Consider the following 20,793-nt stretch of genomic DNA (forward strand, 5'->3'; position numbering starts at 1 on the left):
TCGCGGGAAAGCCCGCAAGAACACCCTGCATTCAAGCCAAACCAAGGACCCTGGCCAAAAACGGCGCCGTCCGGCTCTTTTTGCTTTTAGCCACTTTCTGCGGCGTACCACTGACGACAATCTTCCCGCCCTGATCCCCTGCCCCCGGCCCGATATCGATCACCCAGTCACTCTGCGCAACCACGCGCATTTCGTGTTCGACGACGATCACCGTGTGCCCCGCCGTCACCAGCGTATTGAGCTGTTCAAGCAAGCGATCGACATCCCTTGGGTGCAAACCGGTGGTGGGCTCATCGAGCACATACAAGGTCGCTCCACGCTGGTTACGTTGCAGTTCGGTGGCCAGTTTGATCCGCTGGGCTTCGCCGCCCGACAACTCGGTCGCAGGCTGGCCGAGGCGCAGGTAACCCAGACCGATATCGCGCAGCACCTCCAGAGAGCGGTGAATGCCCGGTTGTTCGGCAAACACTTCGACCGCTTCGTCCACCGTCAACTGCAACACCTGAGCGATGTTCAATCCTTGCCAGATGATCGCCAGCGTCTCGGGGTTATAGCGGGCACCGTGGCAGGTCGGGCATGGTGCATAGACGCTAGGCATGAACAGCAACTCAACACTGACAAAGCCTTCGCCTTCGCAGGTCGCGCACCGGCCCTTGGCGACGTTGAAGGAGAACTGGCCGGCGTCATAACCCTCGGCCTGCGCTTCGGGCGTGGCAGCGTAGAGCTTGCGCACGCTGTCGAACAGCCCGGTGTAAGTCGCCAGGTTTGAGCGCGGTGTGCGGCCGATGGGTTTCTGATCGACTTGCACCAGGCGCTTGATCGATTCCAGTCCAGCCGTCACCTGGCCGCCGCTGACTTGCGGTGTGTCGTCTTCAAGGCTCAACGCTTCGGGCTCGCTGTCACTTATCGCCCGCCCAAGATGAGCGCCGACCAGTTCGAGCAACGCCTGACTGACCAGGCTCGATTTACCGGAACCCGAGACACCGGTCACCGCAGTAAAACAACCCAATGGAAACTCCGCGCTGAGGTTGTTCAGGTTGTTGCGGGTGATGCCTTCGAGCCGCAGCCAGTCGGTCGGCTTTCGGCTGACACGCGGTTGGGTGACCTGCTCGGCGAACAGATAGGCGCGGGTCTGGGAGTTCGTTACCCCGGCCAACCCTGGCGGCGGCCCGCTGTACAGAATTCGGCCGCCATGCTCGCCAGCCGCCGGGCCGACGTCGATCAACCAATCGGCGCGGCGCATGGTTTCCAGGTCATGCTCGACCACAAACAAGGTGTTACCGGCGGTTTTCAAGCGTTGCAGGGCTTCGAACAGCGCTTCGCCATCCGCCGGATGCAGACCGGCCGACGGTTCATCCAGCACGTAGATCACGCCGAATAACTGCGAACCCAATTGCGTGGCCAGACGCAAGCGCTGCAACTCGCCAGACGACAACGTCGGCGTGCTGCGCTCCAGTGCCAGGTAACCGAGCCCCAGGTCAGTCAAGGTGCTGACCCGTTCCAGCAAGTCCTGGGCGATGCGCTGCGCAGCCAGGCGTTTCTCCACCGACAGGTTCGGCGTGTGGCGCACATCCGGCGCGTTGGCGTGACCACTGGCGCCATGGGCCACGCGCTGCTCACGCGCCTCGCGGGTCTGACGGTGAGTCAGCACCTCGCCCGCCTCGTCAGCCTGTTCGAGGTAACTGTGCGCGGCCACCGGTTTGAGCACTTGCGCCACTTGCAGCAATGGCATCTGCGACAGTTCGCCGATGTCGTAACCGGCAAAAGTCACCGACAACGCCTCGCGCTTGAGCCGTTTGCCGTCGCACAACGGGCAAGGGCTGCCGAGCATGAACTGCGAGACCCGCTTCTTCATCAGCGCGCTTTGCGAATGGCTGAAGGTGTGCAGGATGTAGCGCCGGGCACCGGTGAACGTGCCCTGGTAGCTCGGTTCCATTTTGCGTTTTAGGGCGTCTTTGGTTTCTTCGGGAGTGAGCCCGGCATACACCGGAACCGTTGGGGTTTCTTCGGTGAAGAGAATCCAGTCGCGCTGCTTTTTCGGCAGATCACGCCAGGGTTTGTCGACGTTATAACCCAGGGTCACCAGGATGTCGCGCAGGTTCTGTCCCTGCCAGGCGGTGGGCCAGGAGGCCACCGCGCGCTGGCGAATAGTCAGGCTCGGGTCTGGAACCATCAGGGCTTCGGTGACTTCATACACCCGGCCCAAACCATGGCATTCGGCGCACGCCCCCTGCGGCGTGTTAGGCGAGAAGTCTTCGGCATACAGCATCGGCTGCCCCGGCGGGTAACTGCCGGCGCGCGAATACAGCATGCGGATCAGGCTCGACAACGTCGTCACGCTGCCCACCGAAGAACGCGTACTCGGCGTGCCTCGCTGTTGCTGCAACGCCACCGCCGGCGGCAAGCCTTCGATGGAGTCGACGTCCGGCACGCCGACCTGATCAATCAGGCGCCGAGCATAAGGCGCCACCGACTCGAAGTAGCGTCGTTGCGCTTCAGCGTAGAGGGTCGAGAACGCCAGCGACGACTTCCCCGAACCGGACACACCGGTGAACACCACCAGGGCATCCCGGGGAATATCGACATCGACGTTCTTGAGGTTGTGTTCCCGGGCGCCGCGCACCCTGACCATGCCGGAGGGAGGGTTGGAAGTCATGGACCAGCCTTGATTTGAGAGTTCGAAGGAATGATTTATCTCTGATCGTTCCCATGCTCCGCGTGGGAACGATCAATGTGTTCAGCCGTTGAGCACTGTGCGAACCATTCGTGTCAGTGCCTCGGGGCCATAGGGTTTGCTCAGCAAATACGTATCGGGGCTGAGCTGGTGATTGCGCGAGATAATGTCACGGGTGTGGCCCGAGGTGAACAGCACCGCCACCGGCGGATTCTGCACCTTGGCCCAGGCAGCCAGGTCCGAACTTTTGATCAAGCCCGGCATGACCACATCAGTGAAGATCAGGTCCACCGCCACACCCTCCAGCAACATCTGCATGGCAGTGTCGCCGTTAGTGGCCGTCAAGACCTGATAGCCCTCTTCGCGCAGCAATTCCACCGCCGAAACGCGCACCGCTTCATTGTCCTCGACCACCAGAATGTTTTCGTGTCCACCGCGTTGCTGCACATCATTGATCGTGGTTTCGCTGAGTATCGGGCGCAGGCTGCGAGGGAAATAAAGCTGCACCCAAGTGCCTTGCCCGACCACGCTGGAAATCTCGATATGACCGCCGCTCTGCTTGACGAAACCGAACACCATGCTCAAGCCCAGTCCTGTGCCCTGGCCGTCGGCCTTGGTGGTGAAAAACGGTTCGAAAGCCTGCGCGAGCACTTGAGAGGGCATACCGACACCCGTGTCGGCCACCGCGACGCAAACATAGTCGCCGGCGGTAATGCCCTTGCCTGCGCAAAATTTGCTATCGAGGGTTATGTTCTCGGCGCTCAGATTAATGGTCCCCTCGCCTTTCATGGCGTCCCGGGCATTGATCGCGAGATTGAGGATGGCGTTTTCCAGTTGGTTGCGGTCCACGTAGAGGTGCCAGGAATCTTCGGGAACAGTCACGTCGATCTGGATGGTTTCCCCCAGCGCCCGCTGCAACAGCTCACCAAGCCCATCAAAGATCTGCTGCGGGTTGCAGACCGCTGGCGACAAAGGTTGCCGGCGGGCAAACGCGAGCAATTGCGAGGACAGCTTGGCACCACGTTCGACCGCGGCAATCGAAGCACTGACCCGGCGCTGCACGTTGGCGTTGTTCGGCTCATGTCGCGCCAGCAAGTGCAGATTGCCGGCGATCACCTGCAACAGGTTGTTGAAGTCATGGGCTACGCCGCCGGTGAGGCCGCCGATGGCTTCAAGCTTCTGGGATTGACGCAGTTGCTCTTCAGCGGCCAGCCGCGCTTCGACTTCGTCGGCGACGCGCTGTTCCAGGTTTCGGGTGAACTTGAGCAAGGATTCTTCGGCAGTCTTGCGCTCGTGGATGTCGATCAGTACCCCGGGAAACCGAAACGCTTCGCTTTGTTCATTGAACTCGCAGCAACCACTCGCCAGCACCCATAAGTAACTGCCGTCGGCGCGCAGGACCCGAAACTCGGCGTTGAAAGGCACGCCGGTTTCCACTGATTGATTGACCTGCTCGCGGACCCAACTGCGGTCGTCGGGATGAATATGCGCTTCAACGATGTGTGCGGGCAAATTGTCCAGGTCCTGGCCGGCAGGATAGGAAAAGGTGCGGGCGAATCGTTCATCACCGGTCAGCACACTGGCCTTGATGTCCCAGACGAACGAACCGAGCAAGGCCCCGGCATTCAGTGCCAGCCGTACCCGTTCGTTGTCGGCGCGATAGGCGTTTTCGGCGGCCCGACGCCGGCGCTCGGAAATCACATGCTCAGTGGTGTCGACCACCATCGCCATGACCCCAGCCGGTTGCCCGTGATCATTGGCGACCGGGCTGTAATAGAGGTCCAGCCAGACGTCTTCGGGGACGCCGTCGCGTAACAGCACCAGCACCTTATTGCGATAGGACAAGGTGCCGCCCGCCAGGCAGATGTCGACCACGTGCCGATTGAATTCGGCGACCTCCGGCCAGCCCAGCTCCACCGGTGAACCCAGCAGATAGGGATGGCGACCACCGGCGAATACCGAGTAAGCGTCGTTGTAGATCATGTAACCGGGCCGGCCCCAGAGCATCACCATCGGCAGTGGAGACGCGAGCATCAACTGCACCGCGCTGCACAGGCTTCTGGGCCAGTTGTCCATGTTCCCCAGCTCGGTCAGGCTCCAGTCGAACGTGCGAATACGCTCGGCCATTTCACCGTTCCAGCCGGCACACCCATGGCTATCGTCTAGAAACTGCATCAGCTGGTTCTGTGTCCCTGTAAGTGGCCGACTTGCGGGATCGCAACTTCATGAGAACAGCACGAGCCCGTTTGTTTCGAGCGTCGCCGTCGCCAATGGTTTCATAGAGGTTAGCTGATTCTTGCCCGGCGGATCTTTGTGGCAATGCAGCTTGCCCTGAGCACGAACCTTTATAGCGGCTGCAACCCGTCCCTGGCGGATGAACAGCCATTCAGGGAACGGTCAGTGTAGCGGGGATCAACGGAAATCCCGGCTGTGCACGCTGATGCCATCCAGCAACGGGCTCAGATCACTCAAGCGTCCGGCAATCAGATGTCGCACCTCGCCTTCCTTTTCCCAGCGCCCATCAACTTTGAGCAGCTGCGAGCCGACCAGTACCTGGCGCTGCCGGTCGGCCAGGTCGCGCCAGACGATGACGTTGACGTTGCCGAACTCGTCTTCCAGGGTAACGAAGGTCACGCCACTGGCGGTGCCCGGACGTTGCCGACCGGTCACCAGCCCGGCGACGCTGACGGGACGGCCATGCTCGACATCGAGCAGCTCCTTCGAACTGCGGCAGCGTCGGGATTTCAACTCACCCCGCAGCAGCGCCAGCGGATGCGGCCCCAGGGTGGTGCCGACGCTGGTGTAATCGGCTTTCAGGTCCTCGTCCACAGTGGGTTTGGGCAGGTACACCGCCGGTTCTTCCTGACTGGGCAAACCGGAAAACAAGCCGAGCTGTTTCTGCACACCCGCCACTTCCCAGCGCGCCCGATGACGGTCGCCGGCCAGCCCACGCAGCGCACCGGCATCGGCCAGTTGCTCCTGAGCGCGAGCATCAAGGCGCGCCCGCTCGCCGAGGTCGGCGATGTCGATAAACGCCCCCTTCGACCGAACGGCTTCGATACGCCGGGCATCGTCCTCGCGAAAGCCCTTGATCATCCTCAACCCCATGCGAATCGCCGGTTGCGCGCCGGTGATCGGCTCAAGGCTGCAATCCCAATCGCTGGCGCGCACGTCCACCGGTCGAATCTGCAAATGATGCCGGCGCGCGTCCTGCAGAATCTGGTCCGGGCTGTAGAAACCCATGGGCCAGCTGTTGATCAGCGCACAGGCGAAGGCCGCCGGCTCGTGGCATTTCAACCAGCAACTGGCGTAGGTCAACAAGGCGAAACTGGCGGCGTGGGACTCGGGAAAACCATAACTGCCGAAGCCTTTGATCTGCCCGAAAATCTGCGCGGCAAACTCGGCTGTGTAGCCGTTTTTCTTCATCCCGACGGCCAGACGATCCTTGTGCGGTTCGAGCCCGCCGTGGCGTTTCCAGGCGGCCATGGAGCGGCGTAACTGATCGGCCTCGCCGGGGCTGTAATCGGCGGCGACGATGGCGATCTGCATCACCTGCTCCTGAAACAGCGGCACGCCGAGGGTGCGTTTGAGCACGGTTTCCAGTGCAGGGGATGGATAAACCTCCGGTTCTTCCTTGTTTCGACGGCGCAGGTACGGATGCACCATGCCGCCCTGGATAGGCCCCGGACGGACAATCGCCACCTCAATCACCAAGTCATAGAACTTCACCGGTTTGAGCCGGGGCAGCATCGACATTTGTGCCCGGGACTCGATCTGAAACACGCCGATGGTGTCGGCGCGGCCAATCATTTCGTAGGTAGCCGCGTCTTCGGACGGGATCGTCGCCAGGCTCAGATCAAGGCCCCGATGTCGTCGCAGCAAATCGAAACAGCGGCGAATCGCACTGAGCATGCCCAGCGCCAGGATATCGACCTTGAGCAGCCCGACCGCGTCCAGGTCGTCCTTATCCCACTGAATGATAGTGCGCTCGGCCATGGCGGCGTTTTCCACCGGCACCAGGCTGTCCAGCGGCTGCTCGGAAATCACGAAGCCGCCGGGGTGCTGGGACAGGTGTCGGGGGAAACCGATCAGCTGTCCCGTCAGGCTCAGTACCCGGCGCAACACCGGGCTCTCAGGGTCGAAGCCGCCTTCGCGCAGGCGCTCCACGGGCGGTGTTTCATTGCTCCAGTGGCCGCAACAGTCGGCCAGGGCGTTGATCTGATCCGGCGGCAAGCCCAAGGCCTTGGCCACATCACGTACCGCGCCGGCCGCATGGTAAGTGCTGACCACTGCTGTCAGCGCCGCGCGAGTCCGGCCATAACGCTGGAACACGTACTGCAAGACCTCTTCGCGACGTTCGTGTTCGAAATCGACGTCGATGTCCGGCGGCTCGTTGCGCTCTTTGGAGAGAAAGCGCTCGAACAACAGCGTGGTGCGATCCGGATCGATTTCCGTGATGCCCAAGGCATAACACACCGCCGAGTTGGCGGCTGAACCACGTCCCTGACACAGAATGTGCTGATCACGGGCGAAACGCACGATGTCGTGAACCGTCAGGAAATAACTTTCGTAGGCCAGTTCGGCGATCAGTTCCAGTTCCTTGTCGATCTGCACCAACACCTCGGCTTGCGGTCCTTTTGGCCAGCGCCACTCAATGCCTTTTGCAGTCAACTCGCGCAGCCAGGTCGTGGCCGTGTAACCGTCTGGCACCAGCTCGCGGGGATACTGATAACGCAACTGGCCAAGGTCGAAAGTACAACGCCGGGCGATGTTCAGCGTCTCGTCGAGCAAGGCCTTCGGATAAAGACCGGACAAGGCATCGAGACCGCGCAGGTGCCGCTCGCCGTTGGGGTGCAGACGCATTCCGGCCTCGGCCACCGGCAGGTGATGACGGATCGCGGTCATGGTGTCCTGCAAGGCGCGCCGGCCACGGGCGTGCATGTGCACATCGCCGCTGGCCACCGCAGGGATTCGCAGTTCGCCCGCCAGGGTCAACAGCGCGGCCAGTCGCCGGGTGTCGTCCTGGCCACGATGCAACTGGACCGCCAGCCACAGGCGTTCGGCGAAGGTCTGCCTCAGCCAGTGACCGTTTTCAACATCATCGACAGCGTCCGGCACCCACAACGCCAACAGCCCTGGCAAGGGTGCGTTGAAGTCCTCGCGCAGCACTTGATACTGGCCTTTCTGCGTGCGGCGTCGCGCTCGGGTAATCAGTCGGCACAGGGTTTGGTAACCCTCGAGATTTTCCACCAGCAGCACTAGTTTCGGGCCGTCTTCGATGCGAATTTCGCTGCCGATGATCAGCGGCAGTTCCGAGGATTTGGCCGCCTGCCAGGCGCGGACGATGCCGGTCAGGGTGCATTCATCGGTGATCGCCAAGGCTTTATAGCCCTGCTTTTTGGCCCGTTGAAAGAGTTCAAGGGCACTGGAAGCGCCGCGCTGGAAACTGAAGTTCGACAGGCAGTGCAGCTCGGCATAGTCGACGCTCATGCGAACCAGCCTTGCAGCCACAACGGGCCGTCTTCACCCACCGCCCGATAGGCCCAACCCTGTTGACCGGAGCGGGTTTCAATCAGGTAGTAATCCCGACGCACGTCGTCGCCGTCCCACCAGCCGGACTCGATGCGCTCCGGCCCCATGAGAATGCGCGTCGAGCCTTGGTGTACCGCCAGCGGTTCAGTCAACAGCCAGCCCGGCCGATGCAGGGCTGGGAGCCCCGCACAGCGCTGACTGTCGACACGGGCCTGCCACGCGCATTCCGGGCGGTGATCGGCCTGAAACCGCAAGCCATGCACCGCGTCATCCCCCAGCCGTGCGCGCAGGCGCTCGCGCAGTTGTTCCCAGGGCAAGGACTGCTGCGGGCGATCGTCGAACAGTTCCTGATACTGGGGAACGAAGACTGGCAAGTCTTCGGCGCGCAGACGAAAGCCGCGCACCGGGGCCTCGACCTGGACCTGTTCCAGCCGCCCCCGGGCCAGTTCGAAGAGCATCGCCGGATCGCGTTCGGCGCTGAGCAGGCCGACCTTGATCACGGTGTCCGGCAAGCCTGCGTGCTCAAGATGCAGGTCAAAACGCTGCACACCGCTGTCCCGACCGCAGAGAAACGCCGACAGATCGCCGGTCAGCCGGCGTAACGGAAACAGCAGCGCCTGATGGGACTGCACATCGAAGTTGAGCTCGATGCGCACATCGAAGCGGTCCGGCGGCAGGTAGAACGCGAGCGCCAGCCGCCGCTCACCGAACAAGGCATCCAGGTGCTTGAGCACTTGCGCTTCGAAACGACGCGCAAGGCTATGCCGCGGCAGCGCCTGAACCTGACTCAAGGTGCGCAGCCCCATGCGCGATAACGCCGTGGCCACCGTTGGTTCCAAGGCAATCCGGTCGATGGGCAGCTGCCCGAGGTGGTAGTGCAAGGCTTGATCGTCCGGCACCACCAGACCGTCATAAACGTTGGCCAGCACCCGTGCGGCCACCGGGTTGGGCGCAGCGACGATCCGATGACGAAAGCCCAACTCGCCGAGCTCAGCCCGTAAGCGCGCCTCGAACTGTGGCCAGGGCCCGAACAACCCCAGGCTGGATTCGATTTCAAACACCACCGCACGTGGGTAATGCACGCTGACCTGAGAGCTGAACCGATAGGCCCAGGCGGCCAGAAACTGCTGCCAGTGTTCGATCTCGGCAGCGTCGTATTCCGCCGTGACAAACCCTTTACTCAGGGTCTGCGCAGCCGTCATTGATTGGCCCGGACGCAAGCCCAGCGCCCGCGCCGGACCATTGACCGCCTGCAACACCCGGCGCTGAGCCGGGCCAGTCAGCAGCGCCAACGGCTCATCGGGGTTGGAGCGCTGACGCAGTACCGCGTCCAGCGCCAATTGCGGGAAGAGAATGCAAACCCAGCGCATGGCAACCTCAATGCCCCACGGCAAAGGCAATCGGCGCCGAACGCGCCAACCCGCCGCGACACTTGAGCACCCGTAATTGCGCAGGCCTGCCGTCGATGGCAATGCGCAGGGCTGCTGGTGAAGGGTTGATCGCTTCACTGATCGAGCGATAGGCAAACGCCAGGGTCTGGCCGGTTTCCGCGGCCACTTGCAGGCGTCGCAAGGCGCGGTCATCGGCCTTGTGAGGCCAGCACAACACCGCACCGCAACTGCCCGAACGCAGGCATTGTTCCGTCGCCCACAGCGCATCGCGTTCGCTGGCCTGGATGATCGACAACTGCCGCAGGTCGACCCCGGCGTTCTGCCAGGCCTGGGGATACGGCACGTAAGGCGGCGCTACCAGCACGATGCGTTCACCCGCCGCCGACAACCGCGCCAGCGCCGGCCACACCAGTTGCAACTCACCGACGCCCTGCCCGGCCAGGAGGATTTCAGTCAGCGCCGCTTCCGGCCAGCCCCCCGTGGGCAACGCCGCATCCAGCGTGGCATGCCCGGTGGGTTGCGGGCTGACGGCAGGTGGCGCAGGCCGGCCCTTCCAGACCTGGCCGCCATTGAACAGCGTATCCAGCGCAACGACGGCGCCCATCACCCTTGCCTCACCAGACCGCAGAACACCCCTTCGATGGCCAGGTCCTGATCGACGCGAACGATGATCGGCTTATAGGCCGGGTTGCGCGGTAACAGGCGAACAGCGTCGCCGACCCGCTCGAAGCGCTTGATGGTGACTTCCCCGTCAAGTCGCGCCACCACAATCTGGCCGTTGAGCGCCTCGGGATTGCGGTGCACGCCCACCAGATCGCCGTCGAGAATGCCGTCCTCGATCATCGAATCGCCCTGGACCCGCAGCATGTAATCCGGCACACGGGAGAAGATCGACGGGTCGAGCAGCAAGCGGCTATGGACCTCGGCATCGGCACCGATCGGCGCACCGGCCGCCACCCGGCCGAGTACCGGAATGTCCAGCAACTCGGGCCGTACCGGCTGCCCGAGCAAACGAATGCCCCGGGCCTGATGGGGGTTGACCTCGATAAAACCGGCTTCGGTCAGCGCGAGCACATGCTTGCGCGCCACGCTACGGGAGGCGAAACCGAACGCCTCACTGATTTCAGCGAGGCTCGGGGACTGACCGTGCTCCGCGATTCGATCACGGATAAAAGTCAGGATGGCGGTACGGCGGGGAGTTAAAGTCGTCATGGAGTACATTTGTACTCTTTCTGGATTTTCCTGGCAAGGACCGCCAGTCAGTTCAACTCTCAGACCTTGTGGTTTCCCCTTGTGGGAGCGGGCTTGCCCGCGATAGCGATTTCTCATTCAACATGGATGTCGCCTGACACGACGCCATCGCGGGCAAGCCCGCTCCCACAGGGGATTCAGTCGTTTTAGGGGGAGAGTTGTGCCAGGTAGGGCCATGGGTAGATTCCGCGTTCGTGGCCATCGCTGAACACCAGTTGCAAGCCATAGCCCTGGACGTTGAGTTCGATCACGCGAACCCGGGCATCGACCTTCGGCGTCACGCCTTGCAGACGGAAGGCGCGGCACTGAGAGCAAGGGCACTGACGACGTAACTCGGCGTGATCGAGCAGTTGCTCGCGGCCGCCCGGCCAGTTCAATCGCAACTGCTGTTTGCTCTGGGAATTACCGATCGCCACCGGGTTCATTGCAGCTGGCTCAAGGCGATGCGCACGGCTTTGCGCACTTCCGGGTCGCCATCATCCTGCGCGGCCTGCAAAGGCGCGATGGCATCTTTGTCGTTCAATTCTCCGAGGGCCAGGGCGGCTTCCTTGCGCAGGTTGCTGATGCGATGCGCGAGGGTTTCGATCAGCGCATCGAGGGCCGGAACGTAACGCAAGCGACCAAGGCTGCGGGTGGCGCGCAGGCGGACTTGCCAGTAATCGTCGCTCAAGGCTTCGACCAATGCTGAACCTGCATCGACGTGCCCGACCTTGCCCAGCGTGGTGGCGGCTTCTTCGCGCACTTGCCAGGCCGAATCCTGCAACGCCTGGCGCAACGCTGGCAGCACTTGCGCGTCGGATGCCAGGCCGAGGGCGCCGGTGGCCGCGCGGCGGACTTCGGTGTCCGGGTCGTGGCTGGCCAATCGAGCGAGCGCCGGCAAGGCATCGAGCTGCTTGAGCCAACCCAGCACACCGACCGCCTCGCGTCGGACATTGGCGTCTTCATCATTCAATGCACCCGCCGCCGCCTGAGCGGCATCGGGAAAACGCAGCTCGCGCAATGCCCTGAACGCGGCGATGCGCACGCTAATATCGGTATGCCCGGTCCACGGCAGAATCACCCGGCCCGCCGCCTCGCTCTTGAGCAAGCTAAGGCTTTGCGCCGCGGCAGCCTGCACCACTTGCGAGGGATCGGTCAGGGCCTGGCACAGCGCCTCGACCACGGGTTCATCTTCCCAGGCTTCCAACAGCCTCGCGGCTTCGGCACGAACCTCTTCAGTGGGGTCTTCAGCCAGTCGATTGACCAGCCAAAGCAGGCCATCCGGCTCCTCAAGATCAGCCAGTTCGATCAGGGCGACCCGGCGTACGCCGGGGTCTTCATCGGTCAGGCGCGTTTGCAAGGCAAGAATGTCGTCGTTATCGGTTACATCAAATAGAGAGGTCATAGGGCAAATCGCGGCAGTTTGTTTTCTACAGGAAGTCCGAGAGGGTTCAGGCGCGGTAACTGCCGACCGTCTTCGTGACGCAGCAACTCGAGGCAGTGACGCTTCAAGCGGGAAAATTCGTGGCGGGTGACCAGTTCGGTGGTGCGTGGCCGAGGGAAATCGAGGCGCAGGTCTTCGATGATCCGCCCCGGTCGCGAACTCATCACCAGCAGGCGATCGGCGAGGAACAGCGCTTCGTCGATGTCATGGGTGACGAACACCACGGTGGTGCGAATCTGCGTCCAGATGTCCAGCAACAATTCCTGCATGTTCAACCGGGTCAACGCATCGAGGGCGCCGAAGGGTTCGTCCATCAACAACAGGCGCGGACGGTTGATCAACACCCGTGCGATTTCCACGCGTTGCTGCATGCCACCGGACAGTTGATCCGGCCAGCGCTCGGCAAAGCCTTCGAGGCCCACCAGGGCAAGGATTTCATCGGCGGCTTTATGGCGTTCGACCTTACCGATGCCGCGCATTTTCAGGCCGAAGGCGACGTTGTCACGCACCGTGCGCCAGGGAAACAGCGTGTGTTGCTGGAAGACCATGCCGCGCTGGGGCGATGGCGCCGAGACTTCTGCGCCGTCGACCTTGAGGGTGCCGGCGCGGGGTTGCAGGTGTCCGGCCAGCGCGCCGAGCAAGGTCGATTTGCCGCAACCGGATGGCCCGAGGATGCACACAAACTGCCCCGGTTCGATCTGGCAGTCCAGGCCTTGCACGGCTTCGAAAGCAGCGCTGCCCTCCCCCAGACTGATCGCCAGGCCGCGAATATCGATTTGCCCTTCAGGGTGTTGAAAAATGCTCATCAGGCTTTTCCTCGTGGTCGATGCCAGGGCGTAAACAACCCGCCCAATCGTTTGATCAGCAGACTGCTGCCCATCCCGAGTACGCCAATCAGCAACATGCCGACCACGATGTCGGCGTAGTTCTGAATGGTGTAGGACTCCCAGGTGTAATAGCCGATGCCGTACTGGCCGGAGATCATTTCCGCGGTCACCAGACAAAACCACGAAGTGCCCATGCCGATGGCCAGCCCGGTGATGATGCTCGGTGCGGCGCCCGGCAAGATGACCTCCAGCAGAATCGCCCGACGCCCGGCCCCGAGGCTTTTTGCCGAAGCAATCAGCCGAGGATCGACGCCTTCAACGCCGTGCACGGTGTTGAGCAGGACCGGAAACAGCGCACCGGTGAAGGTGATGAAAACCATCGACAGTTCTGACGACGGGAACATCAGGATTGCCAGCGGAATCCACGCTACCGCCGGGATTGGTCGCAGCACTTCCAACGGTGGCAGCAACACATCTTCGGCCCATTTCGAGCGACCGATCGCCAGGCCCAGGGCGATGCCGATGATCAGTGCGCTGAGATAACCGGCGAAGACCCGGCTGAGGCTGCTGCCGAGGTGTTGCGCGAGTTTGCCGGAGTCGCCTAGGCCGAGGGCGGCTTCGATGACCGCCAGTGGCGTCGGGACGTTGGCGAAGGTGACCAGGCCGAGGTTCCAGTGGTGGCAGGCGGCGAGTTGCCAGAATAGGAGGCAGAGCAGTAAGGAGGCTGCTCGGGGGATCCAGCGGGCGAATGATCTGTGCATGGATGGAATACCAGCTTGATTCGGTTGGATTGAAGATCTTTGTGTGGGTTGAAATCCACCCCTCACCCCAGCCCTCTCCCCAGTGGGGAGAGGGGGAAAGGGAGCCGATCTCCATGTTTTTCAAGTCCTGAGTTCGACTCGTAGTGCCAAGTCGGCAAAGTTTGACCAAACACCTCGATCAGCCCCCTCTCCCCTCTGGGGAGAGGGTTGGGGTGAGGGGTAGTTCTTGAGTCCACCCCACAACTCAGCGGGTAGCGACGGCCTGGGCGGTGGCATCGGTGAAGTCGAAGACTTTGCCGCCCTGGGCCGTGGCGAATTGCTGAGCCTGGCCTTTGAGCAAGAACGCACTCAGGCGGCCCTTGGCATCACTGGCAAACCACGCCTGATCCGCCAGCAACTTGATCCCGCTGTCATTGGCCTGGGCATACACCGCGCGAATGTTTTTGCCTTCCTGCTTCAGGCTGGCCAACGCGGTGAACGCCGACTCTGCCGAGGCGTACTGCCGAACCTTCGGCTCGCCACGCACCCAGATCTCGGCCACATGACTGAAATCGGTGATGGCTTCGCCACTCAGCGCATCCACCGCCTTGAGCGGCGTCTGTGCGTAGTTGGCCAGTTGCGCGGTGTAGTCCAGGTTCGAAGCCTTGAATGCGGCGCGGATGTACTGGTCATCGATAAAGGTATTGAGGTCCAGACCGCGATCGGCTTTGTTCAACAATTTGAGGGTGTCGATGGCGGTGCCGACGGCCTGACGGTATTCCGGCTTCCAGCTCAGGTCGCGGGTCTGTACGCCGAGCGGACCGTAGAACAGATAATTGACCTCCGCATCGACGCCGGTGACCTTGGCGATCAACTCGCTGTACTTCTCAGGTTCCGCCGTCAGCAACTGGTTGGCTTCGATGCTAGCGCGCAGGTAAGCGACGACAATTTCCGGGTACTTTTTCGCGTAGCTCTGATCGACCAACGCACCGTGGAAGGTCGGCGCATTCGCCTGGGAACCGTCATAAATCTTGCGAGCAAAACCACGGCTCGGGAACAGCTCGGCGAACGGTACGAAGTCGGCGTGGGCGTCGATCTTCCCGGCCTGCAACGCCGAGCCTGCGACTTCCGGCGGCTGGGCAATGATGTTCACGTCTTTGAGCGGATCCCAGCCTTGGGCCGCGACCGCCCGCAGCAACATGCCATGGGCGGTGGATGCGAACGGCACAGAAATGGTCTTGCCCTTGAGCTCGGCCAGCGACTGCACGCTCGATGCGCTCGGCACCACGATGCCGTTGCCGCTGCCCTTGATGCTGCCCGACAGCACGCTGATGAACAGGCTGTGCTTGCCCGCGGTTTCGAACGCCACACCGTTGAACGAACCGGGGAAATCGGCCATGGCGCCGAAGTCGAGTTTGCCGGCGACCATCTCGTTGGTCAGCGGAGCGCCGCTGGTGAAGTTCTTCCACTGCACCTCGTACGTGGCGTCTTTGTATTGGCCATCGCGGGGCAAGTATTTGTCCAGGAGGCCGAGCTCGCGGATCAACAGACCGCCAGCGGCGCAGTTGATCGTGGTGTCCTGGGTGCCGATGGCAATGCGGATGGTTTCTGCTTGCGCAGACAAGGTGAATGAGGCCAGTACCAGACCGGCAAATGCTGCACGCAATAACATGGGTATTCCCCTCGAATCATTTATCAGGATATTCGTCTCCGCCACGATCAGGGCGTGGTGGGAAACGAGGGGTGTTCTGAATCAGGCGTCCGGGGGTTACCGGATGGCTTTGTGGTTGTTTGGACTGGCCTCTTCGCGGGCAAGCCCGGCTCCCACAGGTTTCTTTGGTGTCTACAAAGTTTGGGATTCAGCACAAATCACTGTGGGAGCGGGCTTGCCCGCGAAGGCGTCCGGACAGCACCCACACTTAGCGCAGCAGATACGGGATCTCGACTTTCACTGCGCCGGTCGGGCAATCCTTTTCACACGGCATGCAGTACCAACATTCGTCGAACGCCATGTAGGCCTTTTGCGTGGCCGGGTTAATCGCCAGCAGGTCCATCGGGCAGACATCGACGCACACGGTACAGCCTTTGTGGGCGATGCAAAGGTCCTCGTCGACCGTGACCGGTGCGTTGGAGCGGAAGAAGATTTCCTGGGGTTGATAGGCCATTTCACGGTCTCTCTTTTTTGTAAGGCTCAGGCCGCAAAGGCACCGACTCGCAGCCGGTCGTAGGCCTGCAGTTCTTCGGCGTCCAGCGGGATGATGTAAGGCTCGACGGCTTTCTTGAAACTGGTCATCTGGCCGTCATCCCCCTTCTTCAGGTGGCAATGGCAGAACCATTCGCTGTCGTTGCGTTGTGGGTGATCGACCCGATAGTGGTAGAGCCCCCAGCGACTTTCGGCGCGGAACAGTGAAGCGCGGGCGGCCATTTCGGCGCAGTCGCGGATCATGCTGACTTCCATCGCACGCATCAGCTCGTGGGCGTTGTGGGCCTTGATCTGATCGAGATCGCGCTGGATATCGCTGAAGCGTTGCAGGCCGATCTGCATCTTTTTCGTCACTTTCGGCGGTTGCAGGTAGTCGTTGACGAAGCGCCGCAGCTTGTATTCGACCTGCGCGGGCGGCAGGCCGTGTTCGCGATCCAGCGGCGCGTAAACCCGTTGTTGTTCCGTTTCAATCTGCCTGGAATCGACTGCGGAAAATTCACGACCAGCCACAAAATCCGCCGCGTTGGTACCGGCAAACCAGCCGTAGGTAAACGCGCCGAGCATGTAGTTGTGCGGCACGGCAGCCATGTCGCCCGCCGAGTACAAACCCTTGACCGACGTTTCCGCCCGCTCGTTGACCCACACCCCCGACGCCGAGTGACCGCTGCAAAAACCGATCTCGGAGATGTGCATCTCGACCATTTGCGTGCGGTAATCGGTGCCACGATTGGCGTGGAACTGGCCGCGACTCGGGCGTTCGTTGCTGTGCAGGATCTCTTCGATGTTCTGGATGGTTTCCTCGGCCAGGTGATCGAGTTTGAGGAACACCGGGCCGTTGCCGCTTTCGAGCTCCTGGTGGAACTCCCACATCATCTGCCCGCTCCAGTAGTCGCATTCGATGAAGCGTTCACCCTTGTTGTTGGCGGTGTAGCCGCCCAGCGGGCCGGTGACGTAGGCGCAGGCCGGGCCGTTGTAATCCTTGATCAACGGGTTGATCTGGAAGCATTCCAGGTTCGAAAGTTCCGCCCCGGCGTGATAGGCCATGGCGTAACCGTCGCCGGCATTGGTCGGGTTTTCGTAGGTGCCCATCAGGTAACCCGAGGACGGCAGCCCCAGGCGTCCGGCGGCGCCGCAGCACAGGATCACCGCTTTGGCCTTGATCACGTGGAAGTCGGCGGTGCGGCAGTCAAAACCCATCACACCGTTGACCGCGCCCTCTTCATCCGTCAGCAAGCGGGTGCAAACCAGCCGATTGGTGATGCTCACCCGCGCCCGTTTCAACTGGCGGTACAGGACTTTTTTGATGTCATGCCCTTCCGGCATCGGCAGCACGTAGGCGCCCATGTGGTGGACCTTTTTCACCGCGTAGTCGCCGGTTTCGTCCTTCTCGAATTTCACGCCCCAACGGTCCAGTTGCTCGATCGTTTCAAAGCTGTGGGTCGCATAGGCATACACCGCTGCCTGATTGACGATGCCGTCATTGGCGATGGTGATTTCCTTGGTGTACTGCTCCGGCGTCGAGTGACCGGGAATGATCGCGTTGTTCAGGCCGTCCATGCCCATGCTGATGGCGCCGCTGCGCTTGACGTTGGCCTTGTCGATCAGCAACACCCGCAGATCGCGGTTGCGCTCCTTGGCCTTGATCGCCGCCATCGGGCCAGCGGTGCCGCCGCCAATCACGACGATGTCGTATTCCTGTTCCAAAGTCGTTCGGGTCATGCCTGATCCCCTTTTTGCCGGTCGATCCGCAAGCGGTACTGGAACGCATCGCCGCGGTAGTAAAGGTGTTCGAAGTCCACGGGAAGGCCTGCGGTATCGTGGGTCAGACGCTCGATGCGCATGATCGGCGAGCCGGCCTCGACGTTCAGTGCCTGGGTCAGGTCGCTGTCGGCCAGCACCGCGTCGATGGCCAGGTCGGCATGACCGAGCGCCAGGCCGCAGTCGTTTTCGAGGATCAGGAAAATGTCGCGTGTGACCAGATCGGCCTTCTCCAGCCGTTCGCCGATGGTTTTGGGCAGGTAGGTGATTTCCAGCGAGATCGGCTCACGGTTAATTAACCGAACGCGTTTGATCTGCGCCACGGTCTCGCCTTCGGCAACCTGCAAACGCTCGGCGACCAGTTTGTCGGCAGGAATGAATTTGAAACTGCGCAGGCGGTTGATCACCTCGTAGCCGCGACCGGTCATGGACTCGGCCAGGCCTTGCAAGGTGCTGACGTTCTGGAAGGTTTTTGGCTTGGCGACGAAGGTGCCCTTGCCATGAATCTTGAAGATCAGCCCTTCTTTCTGCAGATCTCCCAAGGCCTGGCGCACGGTGATGCGGCTGACTTTGAACAGCGCGCCGAGCTCGCTTTCGGAAGGCATCTGACTGTCTTGCGAGTATTCGCCGTCGAGAATGCGGGCGCGCAGCACATCCCGCAGCTGGGTGTGCAGCGGGACGCTGCTCAGGGAAAGAATGTTATCGGTCATGGCAGATCACTTGTTATAACGAGTTATGACGTGATCTTAAAGTTCTAATAACAAGCTTGAGAAATACTATTTGAGCATAAGGTTAGATTCGCCGGGTGAGCGCGATCCTGTGTAGCACCGCGAGGCCGCGTTCGGCTGCGCAGCAGTTGTGAAATCAGACAATGCGGTGTGTCTGGGGCGCCCTGCATGCAGGGTTTACGACGGCTTCGCAGGCTCGGCAGCTACAGGGTTGCGCTAGCGTTTCAGGATCTGGTCCATTACCCAGTCGGTTTTCAGCGCTTGTTCGGCCACCGCCGGATGCTGCGATTCACCCCGAATGTGTGCATTCATGCCCAGCACGTGATGCCACTGGATGTGCGGGTGATTCTCGATGTTCAGGCTGAGGCTTTCATCAGCTTCAAGCTGTACTGGGTGCTCATCAAACACGGAGAAAGTGATCCGGCCTTTGCCGCCAATCACCTCCACTCGATCCTCGCGGCGGTCCGCGACGAAGTTCCAGCAACCCATGCCCATGGCCCCGCCAGCAAACCGCCAACTGGCGCTGACGGCATCTTCCGCGGCGTACAACCCGGCCTGCCGAGCTGTAAACCCTGCGACTTCATTGATGTCACCGAGCAGGTACTGAAACAGATCGAAGCCATGACTGGCGAGGTCAGCGAAATAGCCACCGCCGGCGATCGACGGATCGGTGCGCCAGTTGTCGGTGCCGTCGAGATCCGCTGCCGACGGGGCTTTGGTCAAGGTCCAGGTCAGGTGCCGGACTTCCCCGATCCGCCCCTCTTCCAGCCATTGCCGCACCTGCTGGAAGCGTGGCAGCGAACGACGGTAGTAGGAAACGAACAGGTGCAGCCCGGCCTCGCTAAAGACCTTTTGCATCTCCAGGCTTTGCCCGGCATTCAGCGACATCGGTTTTTCAACGCAACAATATTTGCCGGCGGCGGCCACCAACAGGGCATAAGCGTGATGACTGTCGGGCGGCGTGGCGATGTACACCGCGTCGACCTCGGGATCATTGATCAGCGCTTCGACGTCAGTGTAGACCCGAGCAATGCCGTGGCGCGCAGCATAATCGGTCACCGCCTCCAGCCGCCGCCCCATCACCGCCACCAACGCCGAGCCGGGAGCCTTGTAAAAGGCCGGCCCGCTCTTGCGTTCAGCGACGCTGCCGCAACCGATCATGCCCCAGCGCACCACGTTCATATTCACTCCTTGATTGTTAGCCGATGCGCAATGCGCGCAGGTCCAGATGACCGTCCTTGAGCGGCGGGCACCAGTAGTAGCCACCGGTGATCGGTCGGCTGATGCGATACAGACCGTCGGTGATACCGTCTTCCAGACCGCTCATGCGGCGCAGTTGGGCTTCGAAGGCATCGAGGGAGAAACCAAAGGCGAGGAACATCAGGCCGGCGCGGTCGCCTTCGATCCATGGCATAGAACGCCGAACCACGAACGCTTCGGGGGCGAAGCTTTCCTGGGCGGTGCGTTTGACGTGGGCGGAGATTGGCGCGTCGTCGAGTTCTTCGTTGTCGCTCAAGCGACGGCCCATGATGTCGTCCTTGTCATGGGACGGCATCGCGTGAAAGCCTTTCAGGTCATGCTGCCACTGCTGGATCGCGGCGAAACTGCCACCGACCATGCCGTCCGCGCCGTCACTCACCAATGCGGCGGCCACGGCAGCTTCGTCGTGAGGGTTTTCAGTGCCGTCTTCGTAACCGGTCAGGTCGTGGCCGGTGAGGTGGCGGAAGGTTTCGTTCATTTGTACCAGGCGCAAGGCCGGTGCCAGCGCGGCTTCGATGGCGTTGCTGCGATTGAGCAATTCCCCACGGTCGACACCGTGCAACCAGCACCAAAGGGCATGTTGGGTCGACGGGTTGTCGACGCCGACACCGGTCAGCGCAGGAAAGGTGCGCAGGTTCTCGATTTGACCGTGCAGCGCTTTGACCAAAGATTCACCGAAGCCGACCACTGCCGACTTTCCGTCCACCAGGCCCTTCAGATTGTCGAGCGCGGCCGGCAGTGCAGCGGCGGATTCGAGTGCGAAGAACATATGACGGGCTTGAGGTGGAACTGGGGTGGCGAGAATGCCCGGCTGGTAATAACTCATATGAACTCCTTCAGAAAGAGCGCGAAGTTTAACCGCAGCATCGGCCGTTGTGTGTTCTCAGGTCAAAAGATCGCCTGTTCCCGGGGCGACTTGGAGAGCCGCTGCTTTCCGGTACAACGCAAAGCGGTCTACGCTTGGGACACAAGATCCAGACCATCACCCCCTCTGCTCTGCCCGCCT

At 61.6% G+C, this 20,793-nt stretch carries 16 protein-coding genes; all 16 read right to left on the reverse strand.

The genetic code is table 11. From position 1 onward, the window contains the following. Window positions 1-31: 31 nt before the first annotated feature. Window positions 32-2,656 (reverse strand): excinuclease ABC subunit UvrA, encoded by a 2,625-nt coding sequence (locus tag FQ185_RS18870; protein ID WP_149418736.1) that lies wholly within the window; start codon window positions 2,654-2,656, stop codon window positions 32-34. A gap of 81 nt (window positions 2,657-2,737) precedes the next feature. Further along, a complete protein-coding gene (locus tag FQ185_RS18875; RefSeq protein WP_149418882.1) occupies window positions 2,738-4,801 on the reverse strand; it encodes a PAS domain-containing sensor histidine kinase in 2,064 nt (687 codons plus the stop codon). Between the two features lie 285 nt (window positions 4,802-5,086). Beyond that, window positions 5,087-8,164 (reverse strand): error-prone DNA polymerase, encoded by a 3,078-nt coding sequence (locus FQ185_RS18880; RefSeq protein WP_149418737.1) that lies wholly within the window; start codon window positions 8,162-8,164, stop codon window positions 5,087-5,089. Further along, complete coding sequence (locus FQ185_RS18885) at window positions 8,161-9,576, reverse strand: DNA polymerase Y family protein (RefSeq protein WP_149418738.1); 1,416 nt, start codon at window positions 9,574-9,576, stop codon at window positions 8,161-8,163. Before FQ185_RS18885 ends, FQ185_RS18880 begins: the two co-directional genes overlap by 4 nt. Window positions 9,577-9,583: 7 nt before the next feature. Further along, entirely contained in the window at window positions 9,584-10,201 is a 618-nt protein-coding gene (gene imuA / locus FQ185_RS18890) for a translesion DNA synthesis-associated protein ImuA (protein ID WP_149418739.1), read from the reverse strand. After that, a complete protein-coding gene (gene lexA / locus FQ185_RS18895; protein WP_149418740.1) occupies window positions 10,201-10,818 on the reverse strand; it encodes a transcriptional repressor LexA in 618 nt (205 codons plus the stop codon). Before lexA ends, imuA begins: the two co-directional genes overlap by 1 nt. 176 nt (window positions 10,819-10,994) lie before the next feature. Beyond that, window positions 10,995-11,273 (reverse strand): DUF971 domain-containing protein, encoded by a 279-nt coding sequence (locus FQ185_RS18905; RefSeq protein ID WP_149418741.1) that lies wholly within the window; start codon window positions 11,271-11,273, stop codon window positions 10,995-10,997. Beyond that, window positions 11,270-12,232 carry a HEAT repeat domain-containing protein gene (locus FQ185_RS18910; protein ID WP_149418742.1) on the reverse strand — a complete coding sequence of 321 codons (963 nt, stop codon included), beginning with the start codon at window positions 12,230-12,232 and terminating at the stop codon, window positions 11,270-11,272. Before FQ185_RS18910 ends, FQ185_RS18905 begins: the two co-directional genes overlap by 4 nt. Next, window positions 12,229-13,077: an ABC transporter ATP-binding protein gene (locus tag FQ185_RS18915; protein WP_149418743.1), complete on the reverse strand. Its 849-nt coding sequence runs from the start codon at window positions 13,075-13,077 to the stop codon at window positions 12,229-12,231. The genes FQ185_RS18910 and FQ185_RS18915 overlap by 4 nt, the downstream gene beginning before the upstream one ends. After that, on the reverse strand, window positions 13,077-13,859 hold the full coding sequence (locus FQ185_RS18920) for an ABC transporter permease (protein ID WP_149418744.1): 783 nt from the start codon (window positions 13,857-13,859) through the stop codon (window positions 13,077-13,079). Before FQ185_RS18920 ends, FQ185_RS18915 begins: the two co-directional genes overlap by 1 nt. 244 nt (window positions 13,860-14,103) lie before the next feature. Beyond that, on the reverse strand, window positions 14,104-15,510 hold the full coding sequence (locus FQ185_RS18925) for an ABC transporter substrate-binding protein (RefSeq protein ID WP_149418745.1): 1,407 nt from the start codon (window positions 15,508-15,510) through the stop codon (window positions 14,104-14,106). 247 nt (window positions 15,511-15,757) lie between these two features. After that, window positions 15,758-16,003: a ferredoxin family protein gene (locus FQ185_RS18930; protein ID WP_007946457.1), complete on the reverse strand. Its 246-nt coding sequence runs from the start codon at window positions 16,001-16,003 to the stop codon at window positions 15,758-15,760. 26 nt (window positions 16,004-16,029) lie between these two features. Then, complete coding sequence (locus FQ185_RS18935; protein WP_149418746.1) at window positions 16,030-17,760, reverse strand: fumarate reductase/succinate dehydrogenase flavoprotein subunit; 1,731 nt, start codon at window positions 17,758-17,760, stop codon at window positions 16,030-16,032. After that, a complete protein-coding gene (locus FQ185_RS18940) occupies window positions 17,757-18,509 on the reverse strand; it encodes a GntR family transcriptional regulator (RefSeq protein ID WP_149418747.1) in 753 nt (250 codons plus the stop codon). Before FQ185_RS18940 ends, FQ185_RS18935 begins: the two co-directional genes overlap by 4 nt. A 234-nt stretch (window positions 18,510-18,743) precedes the next feature. Continuing rightward, window positions 18,744-19,709 carry a Gfo/Idh/MocA family protein gene (locus FQ185_RS18945; protein ID WP_149418748.1) on the reverse strand — a complete coding sequence of 322 codons (966 nt, stop codon included), beginning with the start codon at window positions 19,707-19,709 and terminating at the stop codon, window positions 18,744-18,746. Between the two features lie 16 nt (window positions 19,710-19,725). Next, window positions 19,726-20,613 (reverse strand): Dyp-type peroxidase, encoded by an 888-nt coding sequence (locus FQ185_RS18950; protein WP_149418749.1) that lies wholly within the window; start codon window positions 20,611-20,613, stop codon window positions 19,726-19,728. Window positions 20,614-20,793: the final 180 nt, after the last annotated feature.

The organism is Pseudomonas sp. ANT_H12B, assembly GCF_008369325.1.
GTDB lineage: Bacteria > Pseudomonadota > Gammaproteobacteria > Pseudomonadales > Pseudomonadaceae > Aquipseudomonas.